The sequence below is a fragment of the Acinetobacter sp. BHS4 genome (assembly GCF_018454425.1).
Classification (GTDB): domain Bacteria; phylum Pseudomonadota; class Gammaproteobacteria; order Pseudomonadales; family Moraxellaceae; genus Acinetobacter; species Acinetobacter pittii.
Genome location: NZ_CP075323.1, coordinates 1,956,503 through 1,980,581, shown reverse-complemented (window position 1 = coordinate 1,980,581; position 24,079 = coordinate 1,956,503). Strand labels below are relative to the sequence as shown.

General features: G+C 37.5%; 22 protein-coding genes. 10 read left to right on the top strand and 12 right to left on the bottom strand.

Features of this window, described 5'->3' with window-relative positions:
- The first annotated feature begins 17 nt into the window (after positions 1-17).
- From KIP84_RS09435 to KIP84_RS09410, 6 genes are all read left to right on the top strand, one after another.
- On the top strand, positions 18-800 hold the full coding sequence (locus KIP84_RS09435; RefSeq protein ID WP_213688343.1) for a glutathione S-transferase N-terminal domain-containing protein: 783 nt from the start codon (positions 18-20) through the stop codon (positions 798-800).
- Between the two features lie 143 nt (positions 801-943).
- On the top strand, positions 944-1,876 hold the full coding sequence (locus KIP84_RS09430; protein ID WP_206216324.1) for a Dyp-type peroxidase: 933 nt from the start codon (positions 944-946) through the stop codon (positions 1,874-1,876).
- 81 nt (positions 1,877-1,957) lie between these two features.
- The gene (locus tag KIP84_RS09425) at positions 1,958-2,314 is read left to right on the top strand and encodes a hypothetical protein (RefSeq protein ID WP_086264580.1); all 357 of its coding nucleotides are present in this window, start codon (positions 1,958-1,960) and stop codon (positions 2,312-2,314) included.
- A gap of 134 nt (positions 2,315-2,448) precedes the next feature.
- Positions 2,449-5,910: a transcription-repair coupling factor gene (mfd, locus tag KIP84_RS09420; protein WP_213688342.1), complete on the top strand. Its 3,462-nt coding sequence runs from the start codon at positions 2,449-2,451 to the stop codon at positions 5,908-5,910.
- A 201-nt stretch (positions 5,911-6,111) separates the two neighbouring features.
- Positions 6,112-6,546, top strand: a complete 435-nt coding sequence (locus tag KIP84_RS09415; RefSeq protein WP_002117900.1) for an HIT domain-containing protein — start codon at positions 6,112-6,114, stop codon at positions 6,544-6,546.
- 56 nt (positions 6,547-6,602) lie between these two features.
- The gene (locus KIP84_RS09410) at positions 6,603-8,069 is read left to right on the top strand and encodes an adenylate/guanylate cyclase domain-containing protein (protein ID WP_014206624.1); all 1,467 of its coding nucleotides are present in this window, start codon (positions 6,603-6,605) and stop codon (positions 8,067-8,069) included.
- Positions 8,070-8,123: 54 nt separating this feature from the next.
- Here KIP84_RS09410 and fdx read toward each other — a convergent pair whose 3' ends face one another.
- The 8 genes from fdx to KIP84_RS09370 all read right to left on the bottom strand — a co-directional run bounded on the left by fdx (position 8,124) and on the right by KIP84_RS09370 (position 14,240).
- Positions 8,124-8,462 carry an ISC system 2Fe-2S type ferredoxin gene (gene fdx, locus KIP84_RS09405; protein ID WP_009387062.1) on the bottom strand — a complete coding sequence of 113 codons (339 nt, stop codon included), beginning with the start codon at positions 8,460-8,462 and terminating at the stop codon, positions 8,124-8,126.
- Positions 8,463-8,479: 17 nt separating this feature from the next.
- Complete coding sequence (gene hscA, locus KIP84_RS09400; protein WP_014206625.1) at positions 8,480-10,339, bottom strand: Fe-S protein assembly chaperone HscA; 1,860 nt, start codon at positions 10,337-10,339, stop codon at positions 8,480-8,482.
- Between the two features lie 38 nt (positions 10,340-10,377).
- A complete protein-coding gene (gene hscB, locus KIP84_RS09395; RefSeq protein WP_005076214.1) occupies positions 10,378-10,896 on the bottom strand; it encodes a Fe-S protein assembly co-chaperone HscB in 519 nt (172 codons plus the stop codon).
- A 90-nt stretch (positions 10,897-10,986) separates the two neighbouring features.
- On the bottom strand, positions 10,987-11,307 hold the full coding sequence (iscA, locus tag KIP84_RS09390; RefSeq protein WP_002117986.1) for an iron-sulfur cluster assembly protein IscA: 321 nt from the start codon (positions 11,305-11,307) through the stop codon (positions 10,987-10,989).
- Between the two features lie 30 nt (positions 11,308-11,337).
- Positions 11,338-11,724 carry a Fe-S cluster assembly scaffold IscU gene (iscU, locus tag KIP84_RS09385; RefSeq protein WP_002117907.1) on the bottom strand — a complete coding sequence of 129 codons (387 nt, stop codon included), beginning with the start codon at positions 11,722-11,724 and terminating at the stop codon, positions 11,338-11,340.
- A gap of 66 nt (positions 11,725-11,790) precedes the next feature.
- Positions 11,791-13,008, bottom strand: coding sequence for an IscS subfamily cysteine desulfurase (locus tag KIP84_RS09380; RefSeq protein WP_002117998.1), 1,218 nt, complete (start codon positions 13,006-13,008; stop codon positions 11,791-11,793).
- Between the two features lies 1 nt (position 13,009).
- A complete protein-coding gene (locus tag KIP84_RS09375; RefSeq protein ID WP_002117915.1) occupies positions 13,010-13,483 on the bottom strand; it encodes an Rrf2 family transcriptional regulator in 474 nt (157 codons plus the stop codon).
- Between the two features lie 109 nt (positions 13,484-13,592).
- Entirely contained in the window at positions 13,593-14,240 is a 648-nt protein-coding gene (locus KIP84_RS09370) for a hypothetical protein (RefSeq protein WP_213688341.1), read from the bottom strand.
- A gap of 208 nt (positions 14,241-14,448) precedes the next feature.
- On the opposite strand from KIP84_RS09370, the gene KIP84_RS09365 reads away from it, so the two are divergent.
- From KIP84_RS09365 to KIP84_RS09355, 3 genes are all read left to right on the top strand, one after another.
- Positions 14,449-14,904 carry a phasin family protein gene (locus tag KIP84_RS09365; protein ID WP_005069443.1) on the top strand — a complete coding sequence of 152 codons (456 nt, stop codon included), beginning with the start codon at positions 14,449-14,451 and terminating at the stop codon, positions 14,902-14,904.
- 169 nt (positions 14,905-15,073) lie between these two features.
- Positions 15,074-15,346, top strand: coding sequence for an HU family DNA-binding protein (locus tag KIP84_RS09360; protein ID WP_001043034.1), 273 nt, complete (start codon positions 15,074-15,076; stop codon positions 15,344-15,346).
- A gap of 131 nt (positions 15,347-15,477) precedes the next feature.
- Positions 15,478-17,343, top strand: coding sequence for a SurA N-terminal domain-containing protein (locus KIP84_RS09355; RefSeq protein ID WP_032034927.1), 1,866 nt, complete (start codon positions 15,478-15,480; stop codon positions 17,341-17,343).
- 47 nt (positions 17,344-17,390) lie between these two features.
- On the opposite strand, the gene KIP84_RS09350 is transcribed toward KIP84_RS09355, so the two are convergent.
- The gene (locus KIP84_RS09350) at positions 17,391-18,353 is read right to left on the bottom strand and encodes an AraC family transcriptional regulator (protein ID WP_005076206.1); all 963 of its coding nucleotides are present in this window, start codon (positions 18,351-18,353) and stop codon (positions 17,391-17,393) included.
- A 171-nt stretch (positions 18,354-18,524) separates the two neighbouring features.
- On the opposite strand from KIP84_RS09350, the gene KIP84_RS09345 reads away from it, so the two are divergent.
- Positions 18,525-19,736, top strand: coding sequence for an alkane 1-monooxygenase (locus KIP84_RS09345; RefSeq protein WP_017386863.1), 1,212 nt, complete (start codon positions 18,525-18,527; stop codon positions 19,734-19,736).
- Between the two features lie 125 nt (positions 19,737-19,861).
- Here KIP84_RS09345 and KIP84_RS09340 read toward each other — a convergent pair whose 3' ends face one another.
- From KIP84_RS09340 to KIP84_RS09330, 3 genes are all read right to left on the bottom strand, one after another.
- Positions 19,862-21,067 carry an acyl-CoA dehydrogenase family protein gene (locus KIP84_RS09340; RefSeq protein ID WP_213688340.1) on the bottom strand — a complete coding sequence of 402 codons (1,206 nt, stop codon included), beginning with the start codon at positions 21,065-21,067 and terminating at the stop codon, positions 19,862-19,864.
- A 23-nt stretch (positions 21,068-21,090) separates the two neighbouring features.
- Entirely contained in the window at positions 21,091-22,374 is a 1,284-nt protein-coding gene (locus KIP84_RS09335; RefSeq protein WP_213689833.1) for an acyl-CoA dehydrogenase family protein, read from the bottom strand.
- A 228-nt stretch (positions 22,375-22,602) separates the two neighbouring features.
- Positions 22,603-23,976, bottom strand: coding sequence for an AarF/ABC1/UbiB kinase family protein (locus tag KIP84_RS09330; protein WP_213688339.1), 1,374 nt, complete (start codon positions 23,974-23,976; stop codon positions 22,603-22,605).
- Positions 23,977-24,079: the final 103 nt, after the last annotated feature.

Below are 24,079 nucleotides of genomic sequence, written 5' to 3'. Positions count from 1 at the left end.
CTAATATAAAGGAAGGCATGATGGTGATTCATCAAATTAAAGTACTTCAAGCAGTTGTATCTGCAATTGCTGAAGGTGGTAGAGGTGTTTCAGGAACAGCATTTCCACAACAACCTGTAAAGGCTTTGAAATTATATGAATTTGAAGGTTCACCATTTTGCCGTCGTGTTCGTGAAGTGATTACACTTTTGAATCTGGACGTTGAAATTTATCCATGTCCTAAAGGTGGAACAAAGTATCGTTCAGTTGTAAAAGAAAAAGGCGGTAAATTACAGTTTCCATTTTTAATTGATGAAAATACTGGCGATCAGCTATATGAATCACAGGATATTATTCATCATTTATTTAAATATTATGGCAAGACAGGGAAAACACCACAGAAATTTTCGAGTTACCCAAACATGCCTTATGTTGCAGTTGCTGGAACTATATTAAATGGAGCTCGTGGAATATGGATAAATAAAAAAATTGTTAATAGAGCTGCACCTGAACAAAAACTTGAGTTATGGAGTTTTGAAGCAAGTCCGTATTCACGAATTGTAAGAGGTCTACTCTCTGAACTTGAGCTTCCATATATTTTGCATAATGTAGCAAAAGAGAGATGGCAAGATATGGGACCTGCTATTCTTCGCTTAAAACCAGGGAAATATATACCTTTAGAAGGTGGGAAAAGGGAAAAGCTGTTGCCTATTATGCAGGATAAAATGCAAGTACCATACTTGGTAGACTCAAATACGGGAGTGAAGATGTTTGAGTCGGCTCAAATCGTAAAGTATTTAAAAAAGCAATATGGACGTTGATTAAGGTTAATTTGAGTAAGGGTTTAAGGCGTTTTACTTAAACTCTTATCAACATCAGATTTCTTAACAGGTTGTATGAAAAAAATATGAGTATGCTAAATTAATAAACTTAAATACCTAAAAAGGCATATTTTATGGAATGTATGAGAATTCAACCTGTAACGAGTGCTCCTGGTGAAAATGCATTATTTATTGTATTGGGACTAGCTCAAGGTGATTCTGTAATAGAAAAAGTAAAAGATTTTGCTGCTAATTTTTCAGCACTAACCAGAAGTCTCTTTAATCGTTACCCAGATAGTAAATTTAATGCCACTTTAGGTTTTAGCTCCAATGCATGGGATATATTATTTCCAGAGCAATCCAAGCCTCAAGAGTTAGAGCCATTTCAAGAAATTAGAGGCCCGAAATACACAGCTGTCTCAACTCCGGGTGATTTATTTTTTCATATACGTGCTGATCGTCAGACTTTATGTTACGAGATGGGCAATATAATTAATCAACAGCTTGGTAAAGTAACGTATCCAATTGATGAAGTTCATGGTTTTCGTTATTTTGACGGACGAGCAATTATTGGCTTTGTAGATGGGACTGAGAATCCTGAACCAGTTATTGCAGCGCAGTGGGCGTTAGTAGGTGATGAAGATCCTGACTTTATCGGGGGAAGTTATGCTTTTATCCAAAAATATACACATGATATGGACAAATGGCGTTCATTAACTGACGAAGAACAAGAAAAAGTGATTGGCCGTAAAAAGTTCAATGATGTTGAGCTCGGCGATGATGAAAAACCTTTAACTGCTCATAATGTCGTTAGTAAAGCTCATGATGCGGAAGGTAATGAACTTAAAATTATGCGAGCTAATATGCCTTTTTCAAATCCTTCTAGAAATGAATATGGCACATTCTTTATTGGCTACTCGCGTAAATTTAGTACAACCCGACAAATGCTTGAGAACATGTTTTTAGGCAACGAGCATGGTAACCTAGACCGGTTACTTGACTTTAGTACTGCTCAAACAGGTACTTTATTCTTTGTACCGACTGTAGATTTTCTTGATGATTTAGGCGATGAATAGTCGTTAATTTAGAAGACTTAAATGATGGAAGTGACTAGGTTACTTCTATCATTTAAATTGAAATAAATATGATGTGATGAAATGTTTAAAAAGATAACGCAGCTTTTTCAAGGCTCGAAAGAGACACCTGAACAAATTTACTTGCAAGAGAACCAATTAAAATTTGATTCTGAACGTGGGCCTATTATTAATGATGTATTGATTAATCAGAAATGGTCAGAGCATCTGGAATATTTCTCAAACCGTAAATTACAGAATTTTGATAATCTTCAAAAGTTATTTCAAATTACGCCACAAATTAATGAAAAGATTGATCTAGAAATTGCAACACAGCGTTATGTTGCAAGATTAGAAAATACTCAAGAAAAACTACTTCAACTCAAAGCGATTATACAAATATTGAATCAATATTACGTTTTGTTTTTGCGTGATAAATAATCATAGTTGATTGATTAAAAAATATAAAAAGTAGGGCCAACTAGTAGTTTGATTTTCAAAAAAATAACTCATTTCACTAAAAACATCATGCTACTATTGAGCTCATATCTTCTTAGCTGATAAAAGCCATATACATGTTTCAACAAGAAATCTCTCAATTGAATTTACAACAGCTCAAAGCCGGTGAAAAGCGTTGGGTAGGGTCGTTATTAGGTTCATCTGCTGCATTATTATTCAAAGAAATTGCCGTTCAGCATTCATCTTTGCTCGTTATAGTGGCTCGAAATAACCAACATGTTGCTCAGTTAGAAAGTGAACTTGAATTTTATGGCATAAAGCCGACAATTTTCCCTGATTGGGAGATTCTGCCTTATGATCGCTTGTCACCTCATCAAGATATTGTTTCAGAACGTCTCGCGATTTTATCCAATATGCCGCAAAAAGGTGTATTGCTCGTTTCAGCAAGTACTTTAGCTCAAAGAGTTGCACCCTATTCTTGGGTTTTAGGTGAGCATTTTGATATTCGTGTGGGGCAAAAATTTGATTTAGAACAGCAGAAGCTGCGTTTAGTACAAGCTGGGTATCATTTAGTAGATACAGTTTACGACCATGGTGAGTTTGCTGTACGTGGTAGCATCATGGATATTTTTGCATCAGGACAGGAAGCACCTATCCGTATTGACTTATTTGATGATGAAATTGATACTTTAAAATTCTTTGATCCAGAAACACAAAGAACAACAACTACTTTAAAAAGTTTTACCGTCTTACCAGCAAAAGAGTTCCCATTAAAAGAAGCTCGTTCAATTTTTAGAGACCGTTATTCTGAACTTTTTCCGACTGCAAATCCTAAGAAAAACCCAATTTACCAAGACGTTCTTGATGGTATCGCATCTCCGGGAATCGAGTTCTATTTACCGTTATTTTTTGATAAAACCCAAATGCAATCCCAAAGTACACTTACAACGTACTTTCCAAAGAATTGCATTGTAATTACAAATGATGATGTGGATGCTGATTTAACCAGTTTTTGGAAAGAAGTTTTCCGTCGCTATGAAGATAGACGTCATAACGCAGACCAGCCAATTCTCCCACCTGATGAGTTATTTATTGCACCAAATAACTTACTAAGTGCCTTAAATCAGTTCCCACGTATGCTTGTGAGCGCTGAAACAGTTGAAGAAAAAGCTGGGGCTCTAAATCTTAAGGTTGAGCAACCACCTAAGTTGCCAGTTGATCCGAAAAAAGACAAACCATTTGCCGTAGTTAAAAAATATATTGATGAAGCAAATCATCCTGTTTTATTGGTTGCAGAAAGTGCTGGTCGACGTGAAAGTTTAAGAGACGGTTTGCGTGCCAGTCTGGGAGATATTCCTAGTGTAGATAGTTTCGAGCAATTCCAGAAAAGTCAGTTTGCGATTGCGATTACGAATGCGCCATTAGACCGTGGGTTGCTTTTAACCGATCAATTGTCTGTTATTTCAGAAAATCAGTTATATGAGCATCGCGTAGTTCAACGTCGTCGTAAACGTCAGCAAGAAGTTTCAGAAGAGTTTCTAATTCGTAGTTTGACCGAATTAAGCATAGGAGCTCCCGTTGTTCATATCGATCATGGTGTCGGGCGTTACGCTGGATTAATTACTTTGGCAATTGAAGGGCAAGATTATGAATTCTTGCAACTAGACTATGCTGAAGAGGCAAAAGTTTATGTGCCCGTGACTAACTTGCACCTCATTAGCCGCTATAGTGGCGGAGATCCAGATTTAGCACCATTACACAAAATTGGAACTGACGCGTGGAGTAAGGCTAAACGTAAAGCTTTAGAACAAATTCATGATGTTGCAGCAGAGTTGCTACATATACAAGCACGTCGTCAGTCAAAACCTGGCTTTGGTTTTGAAGTCGATCAGTCACTTTATATGCAATTTGCAAGCGGATTTGCGTACGAAGAAACACTTGATCAAGCCAATGCTATTGAAGCGACGCTTTATGATATGCAACAAGCTAAACCGATGGATCGACTTGTTTGTGGGGACGTTGGTTTTGGTAAAACAGAAGTTGCGATGCGTGCGGCATTTGTTGCGGTGCAAAATGGCAAACAGGTCGCTGTGTTAGTACCGACGACATTACTTGCTCAACAGCATTATGAATCTTTTAAAGACCGTTTTGCCGATTGGCCTGTTCGTATTGAAGTATTATCACGTTTTGGTTCAAATAAAACCCATACGAAAAATATTGAAGACCTTGCTGAAGGCAAAGTCGATATTGTGGTGGGCACCCATAAACTTTTACAAGAAAATGTGCAGTTTAAAGATTTAGGCTTAATGGTGGTCGACGAAGAGCACCGTTTTGGGGTGCGAGATAAAGAGCGTATTAAAGCATTACGTGCAGATGTAGATATGTTAACGCTTACAGCTACACCAATTCCTCGTACGCTTAATATGGCTTTTTCGGGAATGCGTGATTTATCTATCATTGCTACACCACCAGCCCGTCGTTTAGCTGTTAAAACCTTTGTACAAGAACATACTGAAGCATCTATTAAAGAAGCGATCTTGCGTGAGTTACTACGTGGTGGCCAAGTATATTTCTTGCACAATGAAGTTGATACGATTGAGAGAGCAGCTGAAAATATTCGTGTGCTTGTCCCTGAAGCTCGTGTAGCTGTTGCACACGGACAAATGAGGGAAAGAGAACTTGAGCAAGTCATGCAACAGTTCTATCACAAAGAATACAATGTATTGGTATGCTCAACAATTATCGAAACCGGAATCGATGTTCCAAATGCCAACACTATTTTGATAGAAAGGGCCGACAAACTAGGTTTAGCTCAACTACACCAATTACGTGGCCGTGTAGGACGTTCACACCACCAAGCCTATGCCTATTTATTGGTTCCTTCGATAAAGCATTTAAAAGGTGATGCTGAAAAACGTCTAGATGCAATTCAACGTGCTTCAACTCTTGGTGCTGGTTTCATGCTGGCTACAGAAGATTTAGAAATTCGAGGTGCCGGTGAGCTTTTAGGTGAACAGCAAAGTGGTTCAATGCAGGCAATTGGATATAGCCTATATATGGAAATGCTGGAAAAAGCTACTAAAGCGATTCAGCAAGGGAAAACGCCGAATTTTGATGCACCTTTATCATTAACAGCAGAAATTAATTTACACATTCCTGCACTGATTCCAGATGAGTATTTAGGTGACGTACATCAGCGTTTATTATTCTATAAGCGTATTAGTAATACAGATACCCAAGAAAAGCTCGACAATATACGTATGGAGCTGATTGACCGTTTTGGGGTTCCACCGCAATCAGTTAAACACTTATTTAGTGTTCACCAAATTCGCCTGAAAGCTGAACAGTTAGGTATTACTAAAATCGATATTAATACTCAAGGTGGCAATATTGAATTCTCGCCTGATACACCTGTTCAGGCCATCAGTATTATTCAACTCATGCAAAAGCATCCAACCTATTATCGTATGGAAGGTGGTCAACGTTTAAAGGTTATGGTTCAGCTTGAAGAGCAGGAAAAACGAATCCAATTTATTAATGATTTATTAGCGAAATTATTGAATGAATTACATGCTTAAATAGTGTTTTAAAGTGATTTTTATTCTATATAAATCCTTTGTATGTTGATAACAGAATTTTATGCACGATTTCTCGGTCTATTAGGGGAATAAGTGCATAAAATCATTGTTATTTGTAATCAAACCAGACACTAGCAATACTCACATCAAAACTGATGTGATAGTATTAGCCATTATTGTTTATTGTCATTTATAAAAGATATGTTTAGTTTGCATCCACAACTTGCTCAAGATACTTTTTTTGTAGGCGATTTTCCGCTTTCAACATGTCGTTTAATGAATGATATGCAATTCCCTTGGCTGATTTTAATCCCTCGTGTGCCGGGAATCACAGAACTATATGAGTTGAGCCAAGCTGACCAAGAACAGTTTTTACGTGAATCAAGTTGGTTATCTAGCCAGCTATCTCGCGTATTCCGTGCTGATAAAATGAATGTTGCAGCTTTGGGGAATATGGTGCCTCAATTGCATTTCCATCATGTGGTACGTTATCAGAATGATGTTGCATGGCCTAAACCAGTATGGGGGACACCTGCGGTTCCTTATACAAATGATGTGCTGGCTCATATGCGTCAAACTCTTATGCTTGCGTTACGTGGTCAAGGTGATATGCCATTTGATTGGCGCATGGACTAAATCAATGCAATGCCACATTTATATGAATGTGGCTACATTGAGGTGTGGAGGATAGGGTGCAATTAGAGAGGTTTATCGATAGAGAGCCTAAGCAGTTTGCATATTTTCATCGTTTGATGGGATATTCAATTCTGTCATTAATTTTAGTGATCTATGCTTTTACCTCACCTAATACTAATTATCAGATCTATGTTCCACCTTTTTTCCTATTCCTACTTTTTATTAGTTCGAAGTTAGAACACTGGCTTCAGTACCAATTCGATAAAAAAACTCAAAAAAGTGTTTTCTTTGCAATCGATGCAATTGTTGTAGCCGTTACCTTAGCAGGTTTGCATCTTAATTTGGTGCCTACATTTATTGCAATTTTTGCATTATTTTATTCAGCAATTAATAGTCGTATTTCTTTCGCAGTCATTTGTTTGACCAGTTTGTTAGGCGCGATTATTTTTTATTTAAGTACTTTCTTTTTATTTGGTTTTTATACATATTTTGAACCTACTAGCCAAGAGTTGACTGTAATTACACTTCTTGGCTTGGTTATGTTTATTACTATCGGAAACTACTACCAGCATCGTTGGGTTAAAAAAATCAGTCAGCAGCGTCAACATTACTATGACCAAATGACCCGCTATATTGCTTTTGCTAATCAGTTAAGCCGTTATGCGCCATTACAGTTATGGCAATCTATTATGCGTGGTGAGGCTGAAGCAAAGATTGAATATAAGCGTAAAAAAATGACGGTGTTTTTTTCTGATATTCAGGGTTTTACAGAATTATCAGAAACTTTAATTCCAGATGATTTAGCATTTTTGCTTAATGACTATTTAAGTCATATGACAGAAATTGCTAAACAGTATGAAGCCACAGTCGATAAATTTATGGGTGATGCCATCCTCATATTTTTTGGTGATCCGAATTCACAAGGTGTGGAGCAAGATGCTAAAGCATGTGTAGAAATGGCAATCGCTATGCGTCAGCAAATGAAATTGTTGCGCGAGCGCTGGAAAAAAATGGGTTACTCAGCATTGCATATCCGGATGGGTATTAGTACTGGTTATTGCCACGTAGGAAATTATGGGGCAACCCATCGTATGGCTTATACGATTGTGGGGCGTGATGTGAATTTAGCGGCTCGTCTGCAATATGCTGCTGAAATAGATGAAATCTTAATTTCAGATGATACTTATCAATTAATCAAAAGTGATTTCCTGTGCGCACCTAAAACACCGATTTATCTAAAAGGTATTCAAGGTGCCGTAAAGACATGGCAAGTGATGGAGAAATATACAGGGAATAAGTCAGATCATCAGCAATGGTTTGATTATGAGTATAAAGGCTTTCACTTGGTACTTAATTTAGAGGAAGTACAAAACTATGAATATCCTGAACTAGTAGAAGTGCTTGAAAAAATGATTCAACGAATTAAAGTTCAACAAACTTTAGTGAATACTCAAGGTATAGCGCAGTTAAGACTTGAAGATGAAGTTAAACCTTTAGAAATAGACCAGCAAGATCAGGTTTAGAGTTTATAAAACATAAAAAAAGCTGCTTTTAAAGCAGCTTTTTTATTAACACGATTAATGATTTTCTGAAGCGTGGTTGATTGTATATTTAGGGATCTCAATTTCTAAATCTTCATCAACAATTTTTACTTGGCATGAAAGGCGAGAATCTGGTTCAAGACCCCAAGCGCGATCTAAAAGGTCTGCTTCAACATCATCCATTTCTTCTAGGCTATCAAAACCTTTGCGAACTACTACGTGACAGGTAGTGCAAGCACATGACATGTCACATGCGTGTTCGATTTTAATTCCTCGATCAAGCAAACTTTGGCAAAGATTTGCATTCTGTTCAACTTCAAATTCTGCACCTTCAGGACAAAATTGAGCGTGAGGAAGTACTTTAATGCGGGGCATATTGATCACCTATACCTTTAGTTTGAATTTGACCAATCTTCAAGTTTTGTACCTTTTAAGGCGTGGTCAATATGTCGATTCATACGTAGTGCAGCAAAAGCATCACTATGTACTTTAAGTTGTTCTACAGCTTTTTCAATTGCTTGAATATCATTGCCTTCAAGTTGTACTTTAAGCGAGTTTTCAGCGGCTTTAAGTGCTTCGAGCTGTTCATTATTGAGTAAATCAGCATCTACTTTCAAAGCTTGTTCTAATGCTTCAAGCTCGCGTTGGGCCTCAACTTTGGTTTCTTTTAAATGACGCAGATTTTTGTCTTCTTCTGCGTGTTGGAAACCTTCAATTAATAAGCGTTCAGTGTCAGACTCTGATAAACCATAAGATGGTTTAATATCAATTTGAGCTTGTACGCCTGAAGTTGTTTCACGAGCTGAAACAGTAAGTAAGCCGTCTGCATCTACCTGAAAGGTAACTTCAATACGTGCTTGACCAGCAGTCATTGGAGGAATGCCATGAAGAACGAATCTTCCTAACGATCGACAGTGTTCGACTAAATCTCTTTCGCCTTGAACTACATGAATCAGCATGGCAGTTTGGCCATCTTGATACGTAGTAAACTCTTGGCGACGAGCAACCGGAATAGCTGTATTACGAGAAATAAGACGCTCTACTAATCCACCCATGGTTTCTAAGCCAAGAGAAAGAGGAGTAACATCTAAAAGTAGTGAGCCGTCTTGGCTGTTTCCAATTAATTGATTGGCTGTAATAGAAGCACCAATCGCTACTACTTCATCAGGATTAATTGTGCAAAGTGGTTCTTGGTTAAATACATTGCGAACTGCTTGCTGAACAGCATACGAACGGGTAGAACCACCTACTAAAACAACATTTTGAATATCTGATAACTCAAGTTTTGCATCACGTAAAACACGTTTGCAAACACTGATTGTTTTGTCTAAAGCAACTTGAATAATGCTCTCAAAGGTTGCGCGATCAAGTGTTAGTACATTTTCAAGTAGTTTTAACTGAACGGATTCTTGTGTAGAGAGCTGTTCTTTTGCTTGGCGAGCAGCAACAATAAATACTGCATAGTTTTCATCACTTAGCGTATCAATATTTAATTGTTTTTTAGCCCACTTAACAATGAGACGATCTAAATCATCACCGCCTAAAGCAGTATGACCACCTGTAGCTAATACTTCAAAGACACCTTGTGAAAAACGTAAGATTGATACGTCGAAAGTACCACCACCTAGGTCATAAATCACATAGTTATGATCTGTAGCTAAATTCGTTTCTTGGTCTAAACCATAAGCCACAGCAGCAGCAGTTGGCTCATTTAAAAGACGTAGTACATTCAACCCAGCCAGCTGTGCAGCATCGCGTGTTGCTTGACGTTGTGCTTCATCAAAATAAGCTGGAACAGTAATTACGGCTCCATTTACTGGGTTTTGTAAACTAGATTCAGCACGTTCTTTTAGTTGTTTTAAAATTTCAGCTGAAATTTCAACAGGCGTTTTACGACCAGAACGTGTCTCGAAAGCTGGCATCTCATTTTCAGAACCCACTAATTCATATGGGTGTTGAAATTTGATATCTGCTTTTGAGCGTCCCATAAAACGTTTTACAGAAACAATTGTATTTTTTGGATCAGCAATAATGAAAGGTTTTGCTTCTTCACCATAATGAGTGACATCATTTCCATAATGCACAATAGAAGGAAGAAGTCTTCTTTCTTTTTCGTCGTTAAGGACTTTTGGTTTGCCTGATAACACTGTCGCAACTAAAGAATGTGTTGTTCCTAGGTCGATACCAATCGCAATGCGGTGTTCATGTGGGGCACTGGATTGACCCGGTTCAGCAATTTGCAAAAGTGCCATGAGTTAAATCCTTTGAATATAAATTGGAAAAAAGCAAATTAAAAATCATCGTCTAAATCAAAGTTGTCTTCATCATCCAACAGTTGATCTTCTGCTTTTTCAATATCGTTAAGAACGCGCTGAAAGAAACGTAATTTACGTACAGTATCTCGAGCTTCGCCCCAATCTTCATCTGAGTAGTCAATTTTAAATTCGCGAACTAAGCCCTCAATCCACTGAAAAACTTCTTGCTTAAGAGTACTCAAATGCTCTTGTGAAGTTGCTTCATCAAGTTGCTCACGAAGCTCTAGAGCTGATTGTAGGAACTCAAAATCACTGATGGATTGATCGAGGTGATGATCTTGCTTTTTTAACGCTAATAGATAAGCAGCGCGGCTATCTACTTGCGAAAGTACTTTAAAAGCTTGATTGATTTCACTTGATTTGATCAATGCCTGATCTTTATCTTCTGCTTTATCTGGGTGATATTGCTGTTGCAAACTTAAGAAACTAGATTTTAAGCTCGCCAAATCGATATCGAGTTCTACGGGTAAATTGAACAACTCAAAATGATTCATTAGAAAGGAGGTCCACGTTAATTAAATACATTAAAACAGTGCTATAAAAAGTCACTGTTTTAATGAAAAGGATGGAAGGAGAAGAGGGAGTTATACAGTGAAAGACTCACCGCAACCACATTCACCTTTTTTATTGGGATTGTTAAATTCGAACCCTTCGTTAAGGCCATTCTTTACGTAGTCCATTTCTAAGCCTTCTAAATAGACAAGACTTTTCGGATCTACAAAAACCTTAACGCCAAATTGTTCGAAAACTTGGTCATGTTCATCGACAGAATCAACAAATTCGAGAACATAAGCCAACCCAGAACAACCAGAAGTTTTCACACCCACGCGAATGCCTTCACCCTTACCTCGATTTTTAAGGTAATTGCTAATATGAGTCGCAGCATTTTCAGTTAAATGAATCATGAAAACTCCAACGTTTACAATGGTAACAAATTAAGCTTTAGATTTTTTACTGCGGTAATCATCAATCGCAGCTTTAATTGCATCTTCAGCTAGTACAGAGCAGTGAACTTTTACTGGAGGAAGAGCAAGCTCAGTTGCGATATCAATATTTTTGATCGCTTGAGCTTCATCAAGAGTCTTACCTTTTAACCATTCAGTTACAAGTGAGCTTGATGCAATTGCAGAACCACAACCATAAGTTTTGAAGCGTGCTTCTTCAATCACACCACTATCATTTACCTGAATTTGCAAACGCATCACGTCCCCACATGCAGGTGCTCCCACCATGCCTGTACCAACATTTTCAGAGTTTTTATCTAAAACACCAACATTACGTGGGTTTTCGTAATGATCAATTACCTTTTCGCTATAAGCCATTTCGCTTCTCCAAACCTCGGGGTCAGCCTAATATTAATATGAGGGTTAAAACACTAATTTCAATAATTAGTGTTCTGCCCATTCAACTGTAGAAAGATCGATACCTTCTTTGTACATATCCCAAAGCGGAGAAAGTTCACGTAATTTCTCAACAGCAGCTTTGGTAATTGTAAGCACGTGGTCAATGTCTTCTTCAGTTGTGTATTTACCAAAACTAAAGCGGATTGAGCTGTGTGCTAGCTCATCAGATAAACCTAATGCGCGAAGAACATATGAAGGCTCTAAAGTTGCAGAAGTACAAGCAGAACCACTTGATACTGCAGCATCTTTAAGCGACATCATTAAAGATTCACCTTCAACAAAGTTGAAGCTAACATTTAAATAGTTTGCAACGTTTTGAGTTGGGTGACCATTTAAGAACACCTGTTCAAGGTCTTGTAAACCGTTCCAAAGTTTGTCACGAAGTTTACGGAGACGCTCTTGTTCTGCATGCATTGTTTTGCCTGCAATTTCAAAAGCTTCACCCATACCAACGATTTGGTGAGTAGCCAAAGTACCAGAACGCATACCACGCTCATGACCGCCACCATGAATTTGTGCTTTTAGGCGAACACGTGGGCTACGACGTACATATAATGCGCCGATACCTTTTGGACCATAAATTTTATGAGCAGAGAAACTCATAAGGTCAATTTTCATCGTAGATAAGTCGATATCAACTTTACCAGCTGCTTGCGCTGCATCTACGTGGAAAAATGTTTTGTTGGCACGTGTTAATTCACCAATCGCCGCTACATCTGTAACTGTACCGATTTCATTGTTTACCATCATAAGAGAAACAAGAATAGTATCTGGGCGAAGGGCAGCCTTAACCATTTCAGGAGTGATTAAACCTGTTTGTGGTTCTGGCTCTAAATAAGTAATTTCAAAACCTTGTTCTTCTAATTCACGACAAGGATCTAGAACAGCTTTGTGTTCAATTTTACTTGTAATGATATGTTTGCCTTTAGATGCATAGAATTGAGCTACACCTTTAAGGGCAAGGTTATCTGATTCAGTTGCACCAGAAGTCCAAACAATTTCACGTGGATCAGCTTTAATTAAATTTGCTACTTGCTCACGTGCATATTCAACTTTTTCTTCTGCCTGCCAGCCATAAGCGTGCGAACGAGACGCAGCATTACCAAAGGTACCGTCGAAAGTTAAACACTCCATCATACGTTCTGCAACTTGCGGATCTACTGGAGTGGTTGCTGCGTAATCAAGATAAATTGGACGTTTCATATCAAATACCTGTACCCGATAAAAGAGCTGAATCTGTGCCAGTCACATTTTGGCGTAATGCAACAGTTTGAACGTTGTCTCGGCTAATGAGGTCGGCAAGAGAGATTTTTGCTAAATAGTCGGCAATATGATGAGAGAGTTCTTGCCATAAATCATGAGTGAGACACATTGCACCATTTTGGCAGTTACCTTTATGGTCACAACGTGTTGCATCAACCGTTTCATTTACAGCTTCAATAATTTCTAACACAGTAATTTCATCAGCATTTCGAGCCAAATGGTAACCACCATTTGCACCACGAACACTAGAAACTAACCCATGACGCTTAAGTTTTGCGAATAACTGTTCTAAATAAGCAACTGAAATGGATTGGCGTGCGGCAATTTCGGCGAGCGTGATCGTTTGTTCAGTTGGCTGCAAAGCTAAATCAAGTAGAGCAGTCACTGCGTAGCGACCGCGAGTTGTAAGGCGCATGATTCGATACACATGTTAAGACTAGATAATAGGATTTTATGAATCCCGACTAAAATAGTCAAGTTTTTTTATTTTTAATTCAAGTGTAGGAACAAAATAGAAAAATAAATTAGGCAACCCACAAATTATATATGAAATAAACAATAAATATTAGGCTAATTATACCAAAGGAGAAGTTAATATTTCGTTGACGTCGTTGTAAGCGAGTAATTCGATTTTGATACTGTTTAATTTCCACGTGAAGGGAGTTGATCTCTGATCTTTGTTGATCAATTTTCTCAAGTAATGGAGCGATCCGTTTACGTGAAGCAAGGGTTTCAGCTTCATCATCTGAAGTGTTAAACCACTGTTTCCAGTCAACTAGCAATTTTGGAAGAGTTAAATGAGAAATTAAATCTAGAAGTTCCTTTTTCGTTTCCTCATCACCATCAATACGCATATTTTTAAGACTGCGTTGGTTAGAAAAACCAAAAATTTTAATTAAATCGATAAGCGTACTATTGATCTCAAGATCAACACGTCTATCAAAAGAATGAATATCGAATAACAAACCTTTTTCTGTAAATTGAACATAGAAGTCAAAGAAAGGTAAATAGCTATTAATACGAATCGTTGTTTTGTTCAAAATAAACTTTTTCGCTTGCAAGCGAAGGGCACCATCGTGGGTGAGAATAAATGAAAAAAAAGTTTCTAAAATAATTAGAACAATATTCAGCAACAGACGCGGATGTTTTTGTCTTTGTTGCGTTTCACTCATAAAAGTTTATCCTTAGAAATAGCAATTAACCGAAGAATGGGACATCCTATCCCAAACTTAACACAATGTCGTGTTAAATATATTTACATGACTTATTTGCTTTGTAGAACAGTTTTGTAAATGGATCAAGTCTTTACTTTGATATTATAGAAATATTTTGTGGTCAAATCAGTCATCATTTCTCTCATCTGATTAGGAGTTTAGATTAATGGATAATGCAAATACAGATACCCAGATAGAAGAGTCGGAAGAAAAAAATAAATTAAAATCAAAAAGTTCAAGAAAATCAGCTTTAGATTTTAGGAAGTATACTAAGCAAATTTGGCTAGCAGGACTTGGTGCTTTTTCACGTGCGGAAGAAGAGGGAAATAAGCTCTTTGATTCTTTGGTTAAAGTGGGTGAGGAGCTAGAATCAAAAACTGGAGACTTGGCAGACAATACTGTTGGCAAGGTCACAGAAAAAGCAAAAGAATCTGTATCTGAAACAAAAGACAGAGTAGAAAAGATTCTTGATACGAGTGTTAATCACTCTTTAAACCGTATTGGGTTGGTGACACCGAAGGATTTGCAACACATCGAACAACTGCTCGTACAACTGCATATTAAAGTGGATGCTTTAATAGAAGAAAATCAACAGTTGAAAGCAAAATTGAATAAAAAGTAAAAAAATGTTGGGATTTAGCAAATATATAACAGTTTTTTAGCATTTATTTTTGCTAAAAGCCCTGCTCTAGTATTGCGTTTTCCCCTAAAGCATTGCTATAAAGGCGTCATGGCCTTTTAAACTATAGCCTTGGACCTTAAACAAACGATATTAAGAGGATGTTTTATTCATGAATAAATCAGAATTAATCGATGCAATTGCTGAAAAAGGGGGAGTATCTAAGACTGATGCAGGCAAGGCACTCGATGCGACAATTGCGTCAATTACTGAAGCACTTAAAAAAGGTGACACAGTAACTTTAGTTGGTTTTGGTACTTTCAGTGTTAAAGAACGTGCTGCACGCACTGGTCGTAACCCTAAAACTGGTGAAGAGCTTCAAATTAAAGCAACAAAAGTACCTAGCTTTAAAGCTGGTAAAGGTCTTAAAGATTCAGTAGCTTAATCTTTTAAGATGAATAAACGCGCCAATATAGGCGCGTTTTTTATTAAATATCTGAATTGACCAATATTGCTCATTCATTGATTGTGGTTTTTCAGTTAAAATTCTCCTCGAAATAAAATATTGGAATACTTATGGAATCGTTTCGTACAGTCATTAAGGGTTGGCTCGGCAAAGTCCTTCTAATTTTGTTTTTGACCCCTTTAGCACTTGTAGGTATTGAAGGATATTTTAATAGGGGAAACAAGGCTGATGTTGCTAAGACAGTAAACGGTCAAGAAATATCTAAAAAAGACCTTGAAACTTTAACTCAGTCTTACAAAGAACAATATTTAGCTGCTGTTAAAGGGGATGAAAGTTTACTTAATTTGCCTGTCATTCAGGCTAAGGCACTCGATATTTTGGTGTCACGTAATCTATTAATACAGCAAGCAGAAAAATTAGGTATCTCTTTGAGTGATGCTCAAATTGAGCAAATGTTAGCTCAGCAGCCTAGTTTGCAAGAGAATGGTCAATTCTCACAAAAACTCTATGAAAATTACTTACGTTCTATTGGCATGACGAGTCAGGGTTTAATAGCAAGCCTACGTCAAGATCATGCTTTGAAAATGTTAACGTCAACCTTTGCTGATTACTCTTTAGTAAGTAAAGTTGATCTAATGCAAATTGCGAATTTGCAAACTGAACAACGTACGTTACATTTAGCTAGTATTAAATTAGATGCTTACAAAACAGGTTTAACTGCATCTAATCAAGAAGCTACAGATTACTATAACAAGCATCAAAATGAATTTAAGCAACAGGCTTCGGTTGATGTTGATTATGTTGTCTTATCTCCATCAATGATGGCTAAACCAGCTCCTGCAACTGAAGCTGAACTTCAGCAAGCTTATGCAAAGTTTGTTGAAACTCAGAAAAAAGATGCTAAACGAACTGTAAAGCATATTTTAATTACTACTGATGCTCGTGATGATGCAACTGCACAAAAACTTGCAAAAGAAGTTTATGCAAAAATTCAGGGTGGTCTATCGTTTGCACAAGCTGCATCGCAGTTCTCTGAAGATCCTAGTTCAAAAGCAAAAGGTGGTTTAGTTGAAGCATATGCTCCAGGTGTTTTCTCGGATGCATTTGATAAAACTGTTTTAAGTTTGAAAAATGGACAAGTTTCGCAGCCAGTAAAAACACAATATGGTTATCATATTATTGAAGCAGAAACTCAAGCTAACCAAATCCCTTCATTTGAAGCTGAGAAAGCGCGTTTAACGGCTGAGGTTGAAAAGAATAAAGTTGCTACTGTTTATTCAGATGCCGTAAACAGTTTGAATGAAACAATTGTTGGTAATGATTCTTTAGAAGCTGTTGTACAAGAAGTAAAAGGTGCAAAAGTTGAATCATTGAATGGTGTAACTTTAGCAACTCAAAACCCATATTTAAGTGATCCAAGTGTCAAAATTAAGCTATTTAATGATGATGTGAAAAATGGTGACCGTAATGCATCATCTAATATTCAATTAGCAAATGGTGATACGGTATGGGTTAAAGTACGTGATTACCACGCAGCTGGTGTAAAACCATTAGCGCAAGCGATGAATGAAGCAAAAGCCAAAGTTATCGATGCAAAAGCGCGTAAAGCAGCCCAAGCAAAAATTGCTACCATGTTGACTGAGTTTAAAACTCAACCAGCAGAACAAGTAGTTGCTAAAAATAAAGTCGCATTTGAATCAGCTGGCGTATTTAGTCGTTCACAGGGGTTAAAGCGTGAAATTGAACGTGCAGCATTTAGTTTAGCTACCCCTAAACCGGGTATGTGGTCTGTTACAACAGCAAACTTACCAAATGAGCTGGTAGTCGTTGCAGTTTCAAATGTAAATTCATCAGCCGCTAATGCTATTCCTGCTGATCAATTACAACAGCTAAAACAACTTTATCGTCAATCTCGTGGTCAACAAATATTGGAAGATTACAGCCAATATTTAAAATCACATGCAAAAATTAAATAATAATTTGATCAAATAAAAAAAGCGCTTCGGCGCTTTTTTATTTTCTATTAATCGAGATGATGTTCGATATATTGCTGTCGATATTGTTTAGGTGATAAATCAAAAATTCTTTTAAAGGCCTGACTAAAAGCAGTTTCGGATGAATAGCCGACTTTGTTTGATATTTGCTGAATTGAAAAATTACTTGTGCGTAAGTACTGACTTGCTAAACGAAAACGGTAATGTTGCAAATAAGTTAGAGGTGGTTCCCCAATAATACTATTAAATAGATTTGCAAATTTGGACCGTGACATACAGCATTGTTCTGCTAAAGATTCAACTGTCCAAGCGACTTCTGGTTGGCTATGAATAGCGGATAGGGCATTACTCAATTCAGGATGGGTTAACGCACTTAGCCAGTTTTGTTGATCAGTCATTTGTTGAACATGATCACGAATGCACTCAATGAGAAGAATACTGACTAAATGATCAATAATTTTGTCATGTCCCGGCCTGATTTTTTGAGTTTCAATTGCTAAAAAATAAAGCCCAATTTGTAGCCATTCTGGTGGGTTGGTTTGATTTTCGTGTTGAATATGCATGATCGAAGGCAATGCATTAATCAAAGGGCCTGCCATATGAGTATCAATCTGACAGCGTAAACACAGTAATAAGGTTTTATTAGGAGAGGAGGTGCCAAATTCAATTGCGTCTTGTCTATGGCCGTTAAAAAGCGAAGTAATATCTAATGAATCTACTAATTTAGTTGCTGTTGATTTTGAGTCGGTGGCATTATGTGCCTTTCCAGAAGGAATTAAAATAATATCACCAGCTGTCGCAATTATTTTTTCTGACGCATTAAGTTGAATATATACTGAACCAGTTAAAACAATATAGGCAAGTAAAGCAGATTGATCTTGTGTTTTAAAAGCCCATTCTCCTTGTGCTTTTAAATAGATGTATTCAGACTTATTAAGGTGAATATCATCAAAAAATTTACTTAGTGCATCCATCTTTAAATGATCAATCATTATTTTAATAAAATTATAGTGAGGTATAAGAATAGATCAACATGTGTTTTTAGGACAAAAAAGTGGAAGAAAATGCCAAAGACTTTGAAATAGGTTTTTTGGACGGTTACTACTGTTAAGTAAGTACTATTTCTTTAACTATATAGATATATAGAAAAAGGAAATATGACTATGAATGCACCAGTAAATGTTCAGCAAGAACTTATGCCAGTGCCAGCGTCTATGCGTGAGATAGATCGTAAGCGCTATTTATGGATGATTAGTCCAGCTCTACCTGTAATTGGTTTAGGTATTTTAGCTGGTTACCATTTTGGTCCACGCCCATTAAAAAAAGTTTTCGCTTTAGGTGGTCCACTTTTATTACATGTTGTGATCCCTGCAATTGATACTGTTATTGGGAAGGATGCACGTAATCCGACTGATGAAGAAATTAAGCTTTTAGAAAAAGATCCATATTATTCACGTCTTGTGAAGAGTTTTATTCCACTGCAATATGCTGCAAATGTTTATGCATGTTATTTAACAAGCCGTAAAACCACGTCATTCATTGATAAAATTTTGCTCGGTGTTTCAATGGGGGCGATTAATGGTATTGCGATTAATACAGCCCATGAATTAAGCCATAAGCATGATCGTATTGATCATATTTTATCTCATCTTGCTTTGGTTCCTACAGGTTATAACCACTTCCGTATCGAACATCCTTATGGACACCATAAACGTGCAGCAACTCCTGAAGATCCGGCTTCTTCACGTATGGGCGAAACATTTTATGAGTTCTGGCCACGTACAGTTGTAGGTTCTTTTAAGTCTGCAATTGAAATCGAGAAAAATCGTTTAAAACGTAAAGGAAAAGAGTTCTGGTCAGCAGATAATGAATTATTACAAGGCTGGGGAATGAGTGCTGCTTTTCATGCTTCTATGGTGGGAATTTTTGGTAAAAGTACAATTCCATATTTAGCGACACAAGCATTTTATGGCATTAGTCTTTTTGAAATTATTAACTATATTGAACATTATGGCTTACTGCGTCAGAAAAAAGAAAATGGTCAATATGAGCGCACAATGCCAGAGCATAGCTGGAACAATAACAACGTAGTAACAAACTTATTTCTGTACCAGTTGCAGCGTCACTCAGATCATCATGCTTATCCGACTCGTCCATTCCAAGCATTACGTCATTTTGATGAGGCGCCAGAATTACCAAGTGGTTATGCAAGTATGTTATTACCTGCGTTAATTCCTTCGTTGTGGTTCAAAATAATGGATAAGCGAGTTTTTGATCACTATAAAGGTGATTTGAACAAAGCGAATATTTCACCAAAACGACGTGCAAAAATCTTCAAAAAATTTGGTGCAGTAGATAAATCATTAGAAGCATAAAAATTGAATAAATAATATATATTCCTGAAATACCAAACCCTCTAATCATGTGATTAGAGGGTTTTATCTTTTAGATAAATCTTAGAGTTATGAAGCAAGAGAGTTTAGATTCTCTTGCGTCTTTTTTATTTTAATTCACTGGAAGATTTACCAAGCTCACGACGCGCAATAATTAATTGTTGAATTTGCTGAGTACCTTCAAAAATATCAAGAATTTTTGAATCACGTGCCCATTTCTCAAGTAATTCATCTTCGTTATAGCCAACACTTGCTGCTAACTCGACACATTTTAAAGTGATCTCGTTACCAACACGACCTGCTTTTGCTTTTGCAATAGAAGCTTCTTTAGAATTTGGCTTTTTGTTATCAGCCATCCACGTTGCTTTTAACATGAGCAGACGAGCAGCTTCCCATTCAGCCTCCATGCGGTAGATTTGTGCTACAAGGTTAGAAGCATGCAGATAGGGAGTCGAGTAGTCAGGATCAAGCTGATCTTTAAAAATCTCTTTAATACGCTCTAGTGAAGCTTTCGCACAACCGATTGCCATTGCTGCAACTAAAGGCCGAGTATTGTCAAAAGTTTCCATTACTCCGGCGAAACCTTTAGCAACATCCACTTCGGCATTACCCAAAAGGTTCTCAGCAGGTACACGGCAGTCAATAAAACTGATGACTGCCGTATCTGATGCTTTAATTCCTAATTTATGTTCGAGACGTTCGACCTTCATGCCAGGCGTACCTTTGGGCACTACAAATGATTTAATCGCTGCACGGCCAAGTTTACGATCAAGTGTAGCCCAAACAACGACAGAGTCTGCTCGTTCACCTGAGGTCACAAAAATCTTTTCACCATTTAGAATGTAGTGATTGCCATCTTTGGTTGCTGTGGTACGGATAGCGGCAGAGTCGGAGCCACAACCCGGTTCTGTGATGGCCATTGCTGCCCATGTTCCTTTGAACCGTTCTAATTGCTCATCATTTGCGACAGCAGCAATTGCTGAGTTTCCAAGACCCTGACGAGGCATACTCAGTAATAAGCCTGTATCGCCATAACACATCTCAATAATTCCAAGAGCGGTCGACATGTTGGTTCCATTGCGAATACCTTCATTGTCGGTATCACCGCGCTTTCCAGCACCCGCAGCACCAGCATTAATTCCTTCACCACCTTCATTCATGCCATCAATGAGCGAGGCAAGCATATCAAGTTCTTTTGGATATGCATGTTCAGCTTTATCATATTTGCGAGAAATAGGGCGTAAAACATTGATCGCAACATCATGTGCCTGATCAATCATCATTTTGAATTTTTTAGGATTTTGTAAATTCATTAAAGTATCCTCTGATTGATCTTTTAAGCATGTAAGCCAGATTGTAAAATTGCAGTAGCCCGTAAATCTCGGTACCAACGTTCAACGGGATGTTCTTTTGTGAAACCATGTCCACCAAGAATTTGCACACCGTCTGTACCAATTTTCATGGATTTTTCAGCACAAAGTAGATGAGCTAAGTAAGCTTCGCGGTGAAATGGCTTGCCTGACTCTGCAAGGCTTGCTGCATTTAAAATCAACATACGCATTGCATCAATTTCAATTGCCATATCTGCAATCATGAAAGCGACACTTTGACGATGTGAAATAGGTTCACCGAATGCAGTTCGTTCATTGGCATATTTAATACAGTAAGCTTTTACAGCTTCACATGTACCCACAGCCATTGCACACCACATTAAGTTGCCCAAATCTAAAAAAGCAGTGTAATCAAAATCTGTTGCACCTAAACGTAGAGCAGGAGTGTGATTAAAGCGAAGAGTTGCTGTTTCTGTTGCTTTAAGGCCCATGGCCGGAGTGTTTTTTATTGAAATTGTTTCATTACACTGCACGACAAATACATCTGGTTTACCGTTAAAGTCTGCACTTACTAAAAATACATCAGCTAAATCGCCTAAAATGACTAATGTTTTTTCACCATCAATAAAAAACTTATCATTTTCAAGTGATGCTTTTGTTTTTAAAGCATAAGAATTAAATGCTGGAGTTGTTTCTTGAACAGCAAAAGTTGCGGTAATGTCTGAGTCTTCTGCAAAACATGGTAGGTACATCGACTGAACTTCAGCAGAACCCCAACGTGTGATTGCATTAATAACGCTAAATGTACTGAGTAATCCTGCTGTAAGACTAAAATCACCTTCAGCTAGTTTTTCAGCAATTAATAAGTTACTAACAATATTTTGTTCAGCCGCTACTCCACCGAGTGCTTCTGGAAGTGCATAATAGTTAAGTCCTAAATCTTCAACATATTGCCAAAGACTTTCAGGAAACTGAGCTTCCTGATCGGCATCATGAGCTAACCCCAATAAAACCTCTTGAGCAAATTGAGACATTGCTTCAGAAGTCATTTGTTGTTCTTCGGTTAAACTTAAATCAAATAAATTTTTTTGTTGGCGAGGTAAACGTTGTTGAGAGATTTGCTTGGGCTTAAATGCTTTTTGAGTCTGCGTTAATGCTCTAAAGCCAGCTTTTGAACCTTGATAAAGAGATTTTTCAACAAATTTACGCAACTTGAGTTGATCAAGTACATCGCTTCCAGCCAATCTGGTGATCAGCGATAAACCCAAACCCTGAGCTTTATTGATCATACTTGTCATGATTATGGTGTCCTAACACATTGTTATTGTTTTATGCTGACACGCCTTATATTAAAAAACTATGTCGTTACTGACATTCGAAAAATGAGTAGATAAATGGTAAATAGAAAATAAGAAAACTATAAGTTTTTGATTTTATTTATTTAAAATAATTGCAATGTTGGGGAGCCGAGAAGGATTGACTAGAATGACATGGAATCATTCTAGTCATTCATTAAATCAAGCAAAGTTACGAATCATACGTCGCACATTGGTTTTTGCATCAATAACCGTCATAAATGTGTAGGCTCCAATGAATTTACGGCTAATAAACATAAACTCTTTTGGCGGAACTGAAAAATAACGTGAAGCCATTGATTTACTAGCTTGTTGCATGACACGGCTATGAAGCTGGCTTTTCTTCCAGTCATAACGTTCGTGTTCATCCATAAGACCAGCGGGCATATCTGGGTTATTTGCAGGAGTACTGAATGCTTCTGTTGCAAGTAAAAAGACATCAGCCATACCTGGTTTAATACTTTCAGGCATCGCATCAAAGAACTCGTAACCAGTCATGGCTTTGACCATTGCATCTTTATTATGTTCATAACCTGCCTGAATGAGTTGACGGGCAACTGATAGCAAGTGTTCATCAAACTGGCGAATAGCACCAAAATCTAATAATACAATTTTGTCTTGAATGTCTTGGCCATTACCTAAACGAACAAGGTAATTACCAAAGTTAGGGTCAGTTTGCATTTCACCCCATTCAAAAATTTCACGAACCGCAATCTCTAATGACGCTTCACCGAGTTGATTACGACGTTCCTGAGGTAATGACAACATCACAGGGCTATTAATTGGCACACCACGTTCAAAAGTCATGCAGAGCACTTGATTTGTGCAATATTCATCTACAATTGTAGGAACAATATAGCGCTCATCATCTTTTAAGCGTTCACCAAAGCGACGAGTAGTGGCAGCTTCAACATCATAGTCAACTTCACGATGCATCATTTCACGTACTTCATCAAACCACTGATCAAATTCACGGGTTTGTGGAACCATACGCGTCAGTTTAAGCATGTTTTTAAACAAGCTCATATCGGAGTCAATAGCATTTGCAACGCCCGGATATTGAATCTTTAAAACTAACTCTAAACCATCTGATTTACGCGTTGCACGGTGTACTTGTGCGAGAGAAGCCGTACCAATTGGCTCATGATCAATTGTTAAATCATTTAATTTAGCGCCCAATTGCTCTTGAAGGTGCGGCTTAATTGCAGGCCAATCTAAAGCAACTGTCTGGTTATTTAAGGTGTTTAATGCTTGTGTAATTTCTTCAGGTAAAAAATGTTCACCATAAAGGGCCATCATTTGTCCAATCTTAACAATAGAACCCTTAAGTTTACCTATTTCAGAAACCAGATAATTAGCTTGCTCGCTCATCGCTTTTTTGCGTTTCTTTTCTTTTTCTTCCTCATTAGAAAATAAAGAAGAGGCACTTGCAGTTGCCCAACGTGTTCCTGCAAGTAAAGAAGCTTTCGCGATTGATAAGCGTCGATCCATGGAAGAAGTTTTTAAACTCTTAAGCTTATCTTTCTGATTTGACATGAAAATAGAATCCTATGCGCATCATGCAGCCAAACGCTGGTGATCTAAAATTGTAACGAATATTACATGTTTTGAGCGTATTAAAATAGTTCTCTCAGACTGA